The 11487-nt window shown below is 65.2% G+C and carries 10 protein-coding genes; 3 read left to right on the forward strand and 7 right to left on the reverse strand.

The window, feature by feature from the left end; translation table 11 throughout:
- Window positions 1–109: 109 nt before the first annotated feature.
- Window positions 110–640, reverse strand: coding sequence for a hypothetical protein (locus AB0J88_RS39495; RefSeq protein ID WP_364362032.1), 531 nt, complete (start codon window positions 638–640; stop codon window positions 110–112).
- Window positions 641–965: 325 nt separating this feature from the next.
- On the opposite strand from AB0J88_RS39495, the gene AB0J88_RS39500 reads away from it, so the two are divergent.
- Window positions 966–1304, forward strand: a complete 339-nt coding sequence (locus AB0J88_RS39500) for an ImmA/IrrE family metallo-endopeptidase (protein WP_364362054.1) — start codon at window positions 966–968, stop codon at window positions 1302–1304.
- 643 nt (window positions 1305–1947) lie between these two features.
- Here the strand turns inward: AB0J88_RS39500 and AB0J88_RS39505 are convergent.
- The 5 genes from AB0J88_RS39505 to AB0J88_RS39525 form a co-directional block, all read right to left on the reverse strand.
- Window positions 1948–5220 (reverse strand): hypothetical protein, encoded by a 3273-nt coding sequence (locus AB0J88_RS39505; protein WP_364362034.1) that lies wholly within the window; start codon window positions 5218–5220, stop codon window positions 1948–1950.
- A 647-nt stretch (window positions 5221–5867) separates the two neighbouring features.
- A complete protein-coding gene (locus AB0J88_RS39510) occupies window positions 5868–6089 on the reverse strand; it encodes a hypothetical protein (RefSeq protein ID WP_364362036.1) in 222 nt (73 codons plus the stop codon).
- Window positions 6086–6478, reverse strand: a complete 393-nt coding sequence (locus tag AB0J88_RS39515; RefSeq protein ID WP_364362038.1) for a hypothetical protein — start codon at window positions 6476–6478, stop codon at window positions 6086–6088. The genes AB0J88_RS39510 and AB0J88_RS39515 overlap by 4 nt, the downstream gene beginning before the upstream one ends.
- Before the next feature lie 92 nt (window positions 6479–6570).
- Window positions 6571–8034, reverse strand: coding sequence for a tyrosine-type recombinase/integrase (locus AB0J88_RS39520; protein ID WP_364362040.1), 1464 nt, complete (start codon window positions 8032–8034; stop codon window positions 6571–6573).
- A 10-nt stretch (window positions 8035–8044) separates the two neighbouring features.
- Entirely contained in the window at window positions 8045–8347 is a 303-nt protein-coding gene (locus AB0J88_RS39525) for a helix-turn-helix domain-containing protein (protein ID WP_364362042.1), read from the reverse strand.
- 1589 nt (window positions 8348–9936) lie between these two features.
- On the opposite strand from AB0J88_RS39525, the gene AB0J88_RS39530 reads away from it, so the two are divergent.
- Both AB0J88_RS39530 and AB0J88_RS39535 read left to right on the forward strand, forming a co-directional pair.
- The gene (locus tag AB0J88_RS39530; protein WP_364362044.1) at window positions 9937–10182 is read left to right on the forward strand and encodes a DUF3592 domain-containing protein; all 246 of its coding nucleotides are present in this window, start codon (window positions 9937–9939) and stop codon (window positions 10180–10182) included.
- 82 nt (window positions 10183–10264) lie between these two features.
- Window positions 10265–10753: a hypothetical protein gene (locus AB0J88_RS39535; protein ID WP_364362046.1), complete on the forward strand. Its 489-nt coding sequence runs from the start codon at window positions 10265–10267 to the stop codon at window positions 10751–10753.
- A gap of 199 nt (window positions 10754–10952) precedes the next feature.
- Here AB0J88_RS39535 and AB0J88_RS39540 read toward each other — a convergent pair whose 3' ends face one another.
- On the reverse strand, window positions 10953–11222 hold the full coding sequence (locus AB0J88_RS39540) for a hypothetical protein (protein ID WP_364362048.1): 270 nt from the start codon (window positions 11220–11222) through the stop codon (window positions 10953–10955).
- Between the last annotated feature and the right edge of the window lie 265 nt (window positions 11223–11487).

Here is an 11487-nt window from a genome sequence, read left to right on the forward strand (position 1 = left end):
GATTTGGCTGCCGATCGAGATCGGAGCCGGTGGCGGGGCGATCCGGCTGCGAGACTCGGCTGCCCGGCCAGCCCGATACGAGGTTTGCCCAAGGCGCAGCCTTTGTGGACTATCCACCCAATCGACGACGCCGCTCGCCGTACTGCGAATTCTTCGCGTTGCGGCGACGCAGCGACGGCACAGATGACGGCGTTGGGTCGTCGACATCACCGGGGTGAGAAAACACGACCGCCGGGGCCGGAGGCCGGTCGACCTGTGACCTGCCCGGTTGTGCCAGCGCCAGCCCAGGCTCAGGAAGCGGCACGTGAAGGCCGGCCTTGACTAGAGCCTCGAAGACCGCAGCGACAGGCAGGCGGCCTGAGATGACGAGCATCCGCGCGGTGGCAGCCCCCGTGACAGCCACGTCGTAGGGCACCAGCAGAAGCTGGCTCAGCACCTCCGGCACGACGCCGCGGCCGGCCAGGAACCCCGCATTTGCCGGGTTCAGCCCTGCGCGGAGCCAAACCGACACGGACCGATCATCGAAGCCCGCCTTGGCCCATCGGACAGCCGCCGCGTTCGCCCGGTCCGCTACATCCGGCCAGGTCCACTGCCGTTCGCGGAGTTCCTCCGGCAGCATCACCCGGGCCAGCGCCCCCATGTCAGCCACTCGCACCGACGGCCGCGGGCCGCTGACCGGTTCGCGCCGGCGCCGGGGCTGTTTCTGCCCGACGGGCAACACGAGCGGTCGCGACGGTGGCGGCCCTGGCCGGGCCGCCGCGGCAGCCTTGCGGGATGCCTCACTGATCGGAAACTTGGCCGGCCGAAGCTCATCCTCGCCGCGCGCTTGCCGCAGTCTCGCCGCCGGCGCAGCTGACGGGATCCTGATCGAGGCCGGAACATCAACGCGTCGAGGACTCGGTGGCTCCGGAGGCCACACCTCAGCCATCAACTAGGCCTTCGCCTTCTCGGCAGTCACCTTCGAAATCGGCACGACGAAGGTGATCGTGACCAACCCGCTCAGAGCGGTCGGGCGCATCGCCAGCGACCTCGCCCACGAGATCTCGCACCTCATCTTGGAGCACGAGTTGTCGGAGATCGCCGAGTTCGACGGGATCCCATTCCGGACCTGCCGGCCCGACGAGGAAGAACAGGCCACCGCGCTCGGTGGCACCCTACTGCTGCCGCGCCCCCTGCTCATCCGTGCGGCGGCCCGCGGAATGGGGTCCGAGGAGATCGCTCAGCACTACTCGGTGACGATCGAGATGGCGCGGTACCGGTACAACGCGACAGGCGTGGCGCGGCAAATCCGCGTCCGCCACTAGAACGACACGTCACCGGCGGGCGGCGATGAACGGCCGGGCCACTCGCCTTGCCGCCGGCGTCGATGCGCCGAGGCCGGCGGGAAGTGAGGACGGGGAGACGCAGTCCTTCACGACGGCTGCCGGCCCACGTCGAGTGAATGGGCCTAGCGCCGACGCAGCTGCGCCGCGGCGTCGCCTTCGTGATTGCCCCTTCTACGCTCGCCTCCCTGACAACGAGGCGTCCAGGTCCGCCCAACTGGGCCGTCGTCACCCACCGGGCGGTCGTGGATAGCCCACGTCGGGGCGCTCCGTGGCTGCTCGGATGTCGCGAAACTGTGGCGGACCGCCCGGCACGGCCGCGGACAGTTGCTGAGTCCCGCGACCTCGTTCGTTATTGACAGCTCCCGCTTGAGCGGCGTGACCAGCGCGGACGCGGCGGGACGCTCAGATACGTTCGACGGTCGGCACGGACAAATCCTGTTGAAGTCTGGAAGTTCGCGATACAGCGGACTTTTAATCCATAGGTTCAGGGTTCGAGTCCCTGGCGGCCCACAATTTCAGATGTTTGGCGTTTGTCTGACCATCTCCTATTTGTCCCTGGCTGGATAGCTGCTGGAAGCTGCCGTTCAAAGCATCTGCGTGCGTGTCGGCTGACTGCTTACATCTATGAATAGCACTCAAGGCCTGAGGCGGGAGATCCGTCTTCATGGAGTCCGTACGACAGAAGGCTGCTAGCCAGATCCTCGTGTCCGTCGTCTTCCCACATGCGAGCCAGTTCCCACAACGCGCGGCCGTCGGCGTGATCGATTGCTAGTCGGTACAGCCCTACGGCGTCCTCGTGCTCGCCGGCACGTTCACTTCGCCGAGCTAAGTCCAACAACGCTCGTGTATCGCCTCGGTGGGCGGCCTGGATGGCCAGGGCTCCTGCTCCGTCGCGATCGCCACCTCTATATAGCATTTCAGCCAGGAGCCGCAGACCCGCGAGATTGTCGTGGTCGGCGTTTCGGTAGGCGAGCGCAAGGGCTCCCTTGTGATCACCGTCGAGTTCCCGCAAGCGAGTTAGTTCAAGAAGAGCGTCCGCGTCGCCGTAATCGTAGGCGATCTGGTAGGCCTCGATGGCTCTCAGGCGGTTATCGTTGTATTCCGCGAAGCTGCCGATCGCCGTGAGGACCGACGAGTCACCGCAGTCGGCGGCGGCTCGTGCCAACCGAAGCGCGTCATCGAAGCGGCCCATTTTGGCTCGAAGCGGGGCAAGGTATAGCAGGCCTTGGATCTCGCCGCGTTTGGCAGCTTCTATTGCGAGTTCTTCCGCTCGTTGGTTGTCGCCCGCTTCTTCCAGAAGCCTCGCCAGATGCGAAAGTATCTTGACGTCGCCACGATCGGCTGCCCGCACACCCCAGACGATTGCACCACTATGATCGCCTACCTGGTGGCGCAGCCGCGCGAGTTCTCGAAGCGCCCCGACATCGCCGCTGTCAGCAGCTTTCTGGTAAAGAATCTCGGCGCTGTCGCGATCCATCGCCGCCTCATACAGCTGAGCCAGATCTCGCAAAGCATCGTGGTCCCCAGCGGCTGAAGCCTGCGTCGCGAGCTCCACCGCTCTCGGATGGTCGCTGTTCTGCTGCGCGAGGCGCGCCAGAAAACGAAGGGCCTTAGCATCACCATCTCTCGCGGCATCTTGATACAGGACGGCCGCACCTTCCTGATCGCCGGCCAGTTCGCGAAGGCGAGCCAGTTCCAGAGTGGCCCCGCGGTCCCCGCCTTCAGCAGCTGCCTCAAAGAACCGGGCAGCGCCGTCCAGGTCGCCTGCAGCCTCGCAGAGCCGGGCAAGTTCGCGCGGTCTTGTCTTGTTGCCGTCGACTACCGCCCGTCGGTAAAGGTCAACGGCTCTCTCGTGGTTGCCAACCTCCTCTCTCTGGCCGGCCAGTTCCCAGATTGCGCTCGTGTCGCCCCGCCTCGCGATGTCCAATGCAAGTAACGATGCGCCTGCGTGGTCCCCAACACCTTCTCGGCGCCACGCCAGGTCTTTCAGGGCACCCAGATTTCCGAAGTCGGCGGCGCGTACGGCCAGCTTTGTTGCTCCGTCGTGGTCGCCGGCTGCTTCACGCAACCATGCGAGATCCCAAAGCGCTCCTGCGTCGCCGCGGCTGGCTAAAGTAGTGGCCAGTTCCAGGGCAACTGCGCTGTTCCCGGTTAGTTCCTCGAGCCTCGCGAGATCGCGCAGCGCCACGAGGTCTCCCCGCTCGACGGCGTGGCGATATAGGTAGGTGGCAGCTTCACGGGCACCTGACCTTTCGCGCATCTTTGCCAGCTCGCTAAGGACCTCCGTGTCACCCTGGTCAGCAGCCTGCACTGCGAGGCGAGAGGCGCAATCTTCGTTGCCGGCGCGTGCGTGCAGCATGGTCAGCTGCCGAAGTGCGTTTGCGTCTCCATTGCCCGAGGCGAGCTCGTAGAGCGCCCGGGCGCGGTTATACCGTCCCCTCGCCTCTGCCTGTCTCCCGAACGCGAGCAGGAGGCTGGGCTCAAGGAGTGCCTCGGCCGCCTCCCAGAAGCCAAGCGGCGGGAACGTCCCGGCTCTTTCGATGCGTCCGATCTGCTCGAGGTAGTCGGACAACCGGTAGACAGGCGCATCGGGCCGTTGTGCGCCTGGGCGTGGCCTCACCACTGCGACTGGCCCCGACACACCGTGGCTTGGCTCGTCGAGTTCAGCAAGGGCCTGTGCGAGGGCATCTGTCCACGAGCTCGGCCTGTGGTCAAGCCCGGTCGTGGCGTTGCGCCACTGAATGTCATCAAGGTAGGCAGGTGCTGCCATTTCAAGCATGGCGTGGGGAATTATCGGCGGATGGCCGAGCCGGCGTGCGTCTATTGCTACGTCCATGATCGCGCGCGCGACAGCCCCGGCGGTGCGGTAGCGCTGGAGGAGCAACGGCGTCCCCGCGAGGTACTGCGTCACTCTCGCGCCCTCGGCGTGCTCGATGGCCTGCAGCAACCGTGGATCGTCGGTCCTGTGTGCGCTTACGATCTGAGTTTCGGAGAATTTGTTGGGCACATTGATGACGGTGCCAGCGAGAAGTTCGCGAGCTTGGGCGAACGGATCTTCCATGCCAAGCGGCGGACGTCGGGCCAGGAGTTCGAGATGCGCCGGCCACAAGGTCGCCATGATCAAAACCGGTGCACGGTTGGGATCGCTCAGCAGCGTGCGGAGGGCGGCAGCGACCTGCTCGCCCAGGGTTGGGTCCGCGGGAGCTAGGTAAAGCTGCGCCTCGTTGAGCCAGACCACAGTGTGGCCGACGACGTTGGTGATGGCGTTGGCTGCCGCAGCGGGCCGAGACGGGTCAATCGGATGCCACAGAACCCAATTCTCGGGCAGTAGGGTCAAGGCTTCCCAACAAGCACGGGTCTTGCCTGTCGATGACTCACCCACCAAAGTGCACATCCGGGAGGTCCCAGAGACCGCTTGTTCTACATGCTTGGCCAGCTCAAGGTCATGGTCGCGTTGGATGTAGGGCGTTAGATCGGGCAAACGCCCACTGCCGACGGTGGCGTCGGCAGAACGGTGGACTTCAAGCCGGTAGGGGTCGCACTCACCAACAGGCGTGCCGATCCCGCTGCGGACGATCCGCGGAGCCCGTGCACGTGACGGCCCGGGCCTTTCAGGGTGAAGCTGCTTGCGCTTGTCCTGCCAGCTTTGGTGTTGGTCGCTGGGCACGCCACATCCGAGAAGAAACCCATTGAGCGATGTCTCGGTGACAGTTTTGCCGTTGATGATGTTGTGGATGGTGCTCTTGGAGACCGGTCCACGTCCATGCCGTGCAATGCCGTCAGGTGTGCGACCCGCCCAGGTCATCAGCTCCTGAAGAAGTTCGGCGAACCGTTCGGGCGTCGCCGCATCTGCCGGATCGGGCATCGCCTGTCGCGGACCGCCCTCCAGGGACATCCAGCGACCTCCTCATCGAACGACCCGAATGAGACCCACTGACAGGATAAAGAGCGGAGATGATCTCTTCCTACACCATCTCGAGGCAACGCCGTACAAGCGGTCCAACCGCGTCCAACAGACCTTCCGGATGTGCGGATGGACGGCGACCGTCGTCGGTAGATGCCCGAAGGCGGGCTGTCCAGACATCCACTGGAGGTCCAGATGTCGACCAACTCAGCACGAGGCTTGTGGATTGCTTTCGGCGTTCTCACCAGCGTGATGATCGGTTCTGCGGGCGGCGTGCTCGCGTGGATCGGAGGCGACGTCCCAGCTGATGCCGTCCTTACTGGTGCCACCGGTTTCGCCGCCAGCATGACATTGGCCCTCCTCCTACTCCGCGAACCATCGACGTCACCCGCGGCTGGCCAAAGCAACGCAACGGCGCTAGGGCCCTTCAGCGGCTCTCCTGGATTTTGCGATCAGGACCGCCAGTCGAGTGGTTCTCGCGATTGTGCGTGCTTGTCGACGAGAGATCGTGCGAAGGGATAGCCGTCGCGAGTGGCCTTCTGCTTTCAACACTGCGCATCGCCAGACCTCATGCACGGCGGCGGCTAGTCGCCAGCGCGCGTTCACGCTGCGGAAACATCGCCGAAGCAGCCTGATGGTCAGCGGGGCGCGGTCGCCCACCGGAAGCAGCGATCACACAGGTCGACACGCCGGTGGCCGAGTGCGGTGTTGGCGAGCAGCATGACCTGTCCATGATCGCCGCACCGCACGCACCTGGCCGGCCCGCCGGCGACAGCGATGTTGTCGATGGGCGCGAGCGGCAGACTGTCCGGGTCGATCCCGAGCAGTGCGACGACCTGACTTGCAGTCGGCTGGCTCATGGTCGCCGCCGTTCCCCATCTATACGCAGATTCGGGGCCGCATCCAGATGGCTGCGGGCGACGATCCGGCCATTGAGGGCGGTGATGATCGCGCTGTCCGTGAGGTCGTCGACATCCAGGCCTTCGTCCGCGGCCGCCTTGGCCTCAGCCCGCAGCGACTCGGGCCAGTCCAGGTCGCGGGCAATAGCAGCGAGCCGTGCGGCAACCTTTGCGGCGTTGACGTCGTTACGCAGCGGCAAGCCGGCACCGGACGTGCCAGCGGCGCTTTTTCGCCAATACGTCGGTGATCGGGGGCACAGCAGGCAGGCTGCGGTGACAGGGCTGCCGGGTTTCGGTGACCAGGTTCCGTCCTGCCCGCAGCAGACGGCCACCGCATCTGCAGCATTCATGCCCCCACCCTCCCTTGCTCGGACGTGTGTTCGAAAGCCCAGCATGCCACGGCCGTCGTCGCTCGTCTGCTGGGAGCGCTGAATCCGCTTCCTTAGGCCGCGCGGCGAGGGTCGCGAGGGACAATGGATTCGGCGATGTCGGCTTTGGCGCGTTCGGTCTCGAGCTCGTGCACCACGGACGTGTACGTGTCGCTGGTGAGGCTGACAGTGGCGTGGCCGAGAAGTTCTTGGATGTCTTTCATGTCCAGGCCGCTGGCTTTGGCGTAGGTGGCGGCGCAGTGACGCAGGTCGTGCAGGCGGATGGGTGGCAGGCGGGCCGCGCTGATGAGTTTGTCGAAGCGTTCGCTGACCAGTTCGGGGTGCCAACGGGTGCCGTCGGGTTTGACGAAGAACTCGTCGGCGTCCGGCCACTCGCGGCCGCTGACCTGCTGCCAGCGGTCGCGCATGTCGCGGTACTCGCGCAGGACGGTCGTGAGCGCGGTGCCTGTGCTGACGACGCGGTCACCGGCGTCGCTTTTGACGGTTTTGCGAATCGGTTGGTAGCCGAGGGTGGTGATCTGCTCGGCGATAGTCAGCGTGCCGGACTCGAGTTCGACGTCGGTGGTGCGCAGGCCGACGGCTTCGCCGCGGCGCAGACCACGGTGGAGGATAAGCGCGAACATCGCGTAAAGGACGATGTCGTGGGTTTCGGCGTAGTCGAGGAACGTACCGGCCTGGGCGGGTGTCCAGACCATGACCGGGCTTGGCCGCTCCCCGGTGGCCTGCCATCGTGTGATCGCCGCGCCGGTCCATACCTTGGGTTTGGGTCGTGTCGCGGACGGCAGCTCGACACCAATCGCGGGGTTGAAGTCGAGGATCCGATGGATGTGGATCGCGTCGTTGAGGGCTTTGCGGAGCGTGGCGCGGATGCGGTGCATCGTGGTCACGTCCGGGGCTCGTTGGCCCTTGACGCTGGCGCGGACGGCGGGATCGACGCTGGACTTGGCTGCCTTGATGGCGGTGTGGCGGTCCCGGATCGCGTCGAACATGGCCTGGATGTGGGCGCCGCGTAGCTGGTGCAGCGGGATGTGACCCAGATGCGGCTCGAGATGAACGCGGATGTGGCTTTCGTAGGCCCGCAGCGTGGTTTCGTCGGGCTTGGTCCGGCCGTCGAACCAGCTCCACAGGTAGTCGCCGACGGTGGTGTCGGTGGTGGTCACACCGGCCCGGACGCGGCGGGCGACGGTGTCGCGACTGGGTAGCGGCTTTCCGGGTTTGACGGCTTTGAGGAGGTCACCGATGGCGGCGGCGAGAGTGTCGTCGTCACCAGCGAGGGCGAGCAGTGTGAGGGCGTGGTCGCGGTCGCCCGCGGCGGCTTCGCGGGTGTCGAATCCGCCGCGGCGCAGTTGGCGGCGTGCTTGCTTGGGGCGGATGGGGAGCTCGAGCTGGTAGGCCCAGCGTCCGTGGGTGGGGCTCCAGCTACCGCCGGTGCGGCGCAGGTGGGGGCATCGTGGTCCGAGGCGGCGCTGATCGTCGTCGCGGCAGTTGCAGCGTTTGAAGATGGATCCTTCCGCCACGACGCCTCCTTTAGGGCGGGGTGGGGCCGGCAGGCCGGCCGGATGTGGGGTGGGTTCGATCGACGCTCGGCGCGGCCGTCGTTTCAAGTCGCGCCGGCGCCTCGGCGGGCATGCGCAGGGCGGCGAGGATCGCGGCGACGGGGATGCGGTAGCGGGTGCCGAACCGCAGGATCGGGACGGGGAACTGGTCGGTGCGGACCAGGTCGTAGGCGACCGATCGGGACAGGCCGAAGATCGACGCGGCGACTGGGATGGTGGTGACGGTGCCGAGCGCGCGGATCGCTTCCGGCGGCGATCTCGGCCATACCGTCACCGCCGCAGGTGGGGCGCGCGCGGTCGACGTCGCTGTACTGACCGGCGTCAGCCCCCGACAGCCAATCCCTCTCTCCGTGACCGTTCAGATCGGTGTCCGCCCCTGTCGCTGGGATCGAGGTGACAGGGAGCCGTCGTTGGATCGTCGTGACCGTGGCCGGCAGGGCAGCGAGGGCTGGATCCTCTGGCCGCGCGAGTTCAGAAGGTGGGCGGGGTGTGTACCGGTGTCGACGCCGCGCCCAGACCAGCGCCGCCACCGCGGCGATCGCTGCCGCGACACTGATAGGAAGCCAGCTACCGGACTCGAGCTCAACCCCCGCATCTGAAGGCGCCGCCGCCGGGTCAACTCCCGGTGACGCTGGGCCAGGTGCCGGGCTCACCGTCGGCACTGGCGCCAACGACGGTCCGGATGTGTGGGGCGCCGTGGACCGGTCCGGCGGTGCTGGCGGACGGGGTGCAGCGCGTACCGGCTCGGGAGGGGCGTCGACCGGCATTCTTAGGCTCCATCCGGGGTAGATCAGGTCCGGGTCGGTCAGGCGACCACCGACCGAAGGAAAGCGCGTGCCCCGGTTCAGCGCGAAAATCTCGTCCCAACGGTCAGCATCGCCGAGCCGCTCACGCGCGATACCCGACAAGGTGTCGCCGGGGCGGACCCGACACATCGGGGCCGGTTCACCGCCGGCGCGGACGATCGGCGTCCCGGGAACCGTGAGGATTGCATCCAGCCGCCCAGAACGCGAAGCAGCGAACACGGAAGTCGCCTCGCCCGACGCCCGGCCTTGACTGCCGAGGCTGGGAGCGGGCGACGCGACCGCGGCCGTGTGAGACAGCGCCCCCGAGGTCACCGACGCCGTGCCGAGTAAGGCGGCCGACATCGACCGCGCCACCCCCGGCGGACGCAGCCGCAGCCGCCGCCTGGAACGGCGCGGGCGGACCGACCAGGTCCAGACAGCGGCCAGGATCGGCAGCGTGAGCAACGACGTCGCGGCGACAACCAACGCGACAACCAACGTCGCTGGCGTCAACGGCTGATTGAGCAGATCCGGAAGCCCGTCCCACCATGCGGCAATACCACGAGGAGGCGTCAGCGTGCTCCAAGCGGTGCCGTTCACATACGACATGGATGCTCCTCGACGACAGCGCTGCTCGACGACGCCCCGGCCGTAATGGCCAGTAGCCCGACCGTAGAAGCGAACAAGGTCGAGCAGCACGCTTCCGCGCCTCACACGGCCTCACACGACCTGACACAACCTCACAAGCCCAGGTGGCGTCCGGGTTATCCACAGCGTTATGCACAGCGGACGTGGTCAGCCGAATCGCCCGGCACTTTGCGTCGCAGCTCTACCGGACGGGAAGCCACGGTCACGCCTAGCACCCTCGCCATCCGCCCAGTTCGGTGGCTCACGGCCACGCGAGCGGCCGACGTCAGTGCCGCGATGACGGTGACCTGCGCTGCGAGTCGGACCCTCTCCGAGGAGAGCTTCCTCGTTAGTCGAGGTAGTGACTTTTCGTCAAATTCATACAGTCTTTCCATGTACGAAGCGTCGTCGGCGTTCCGGCGCTGGTCGGTGTCGGGTTGATCGCAGCGGCGTGGCTACGGAACACCTGGAGACGTTCGCCTCGTCAGACCAGCGGGTGCCGGCGCAAGTTTGTCGAAACCAGTCGGAGTCGTGGTATGGCCGCAGGACGAGGTTCCGTCCGGTGGTCACTTTCCTGTTCAGGTCAGAGCAGAAGGTGACGGCGGCGATAGCAGATCGGTACAGGTTCCGATCTCATCTATTCGGCACCAGGATCGAGGTGCTGTACGACCGACAGTACCCGACCGAGACGAGTTAAGCGCGTACAGAAGGCAGAATGCTGCTTACTCCTGTGACGTTCGGCGTAATTTCCTGATGTTAGCCGCTTTGCGCATACCTTGTTGCTGGCATTGTTCTTGACGTCTTCGGAAGGTCATGACATCGACGTCCGTCCCTTGTCGGTGTTTGGCGGACAGGGACCAAGTGACGGCGAATGCCCGGTGACGGATCCTTTAAGCTCGAGCGTAGTCAATCCCGCGATTTTCCAGATCGACTTCCGCGTCACATATGACGCCATTTACGAAGCTTTCGGGATCTCCGCCTTTCATGTCGATGATATCGGCCAGACGCAGCAGCGTAAACGACATGGAAAGTCCGGCGATCTCAGGATCGATATCCTCGATGGAGCAATCTTGGCCGGCGGCATGACGGATGAGAAGTTCTGTTTCTCGCGGCCTTACCAGTTCGCCAACCTCGGACACCAGCTCCTGAACAAATGCCGGAATGTCGGCGATGTGATTCGGTTCGTAGAACATAAGCCGCACAGCCGCGGGGAAGGCGGCTTTGAGGAGTTCGGTCGAATGGAGTTCGCCATTCTTCCCCAGATTTGATACGTATTGCTGCCTTTTATCATCGTCTGCGATTCGCAGCAAATTTAGGCGGAGCAGCCGGCCCTTTATTGTTCGCGGTAGGCGACTGTCTCGCTTAGTCGTCTTACGCCCTCGGAACACCGCAGTGCCACCCTCTCGTCTTCCATTTCTGCATGCGACCATAGCAAAACGGGGCCCACGCCTCAATTCCAGTTATCGACTACCTCCTCCGAGAAAGCAATCTCGTGACGACATGGACGGTCATCGTCGCGAACGACACGGCACCGAGGAAGGGGTCCTCCATTCCCTGCTGCTGGGAGGACGTGATTGTTGGGTGGATTTGCGAAGTGCCCACGCTCGTCGACGGCGGGGTTCGGGGTTGGCCGGCCTTTACGAAGTCGGCGAGCTGTTCGTCAATGCTCTTGTTCATGGTTCGCGAGCCGTCATCGTAAATAGCTTCGTTGGTCTTGTTCCGCTCTTTCCCCTTCATGCGCAGTCGTGGCCGCGCGTAAATGTCAGAGCGGCGGCCGCCTCGTCACCGTCGTGCCAACCAGTATTCAACCTGCGCAGCTGTAACTGCGATGCGCAAAACACGAGCCGGCCTCAGTCCGACACCGCCGTCGACGATACCGCAGGCCGCCTCGTCATTGGACACCCGAGCTAGTGTCGCGTGTCTGAAGTGATTTGACGGTTGTGGTGGGCGACAATGGGGCATGTCTGTCGCGGCTGCGCTGGTTCTTAGTCCCGGCGATGGT

Source organism: Asanoa sp. NPDC049475, assembly GCF_040676915.1.
GTDB lineage: Bacteria > Actinomycetota > Actinomycetes > Mycobacteriales > Micromonosporaceae > Asanoa.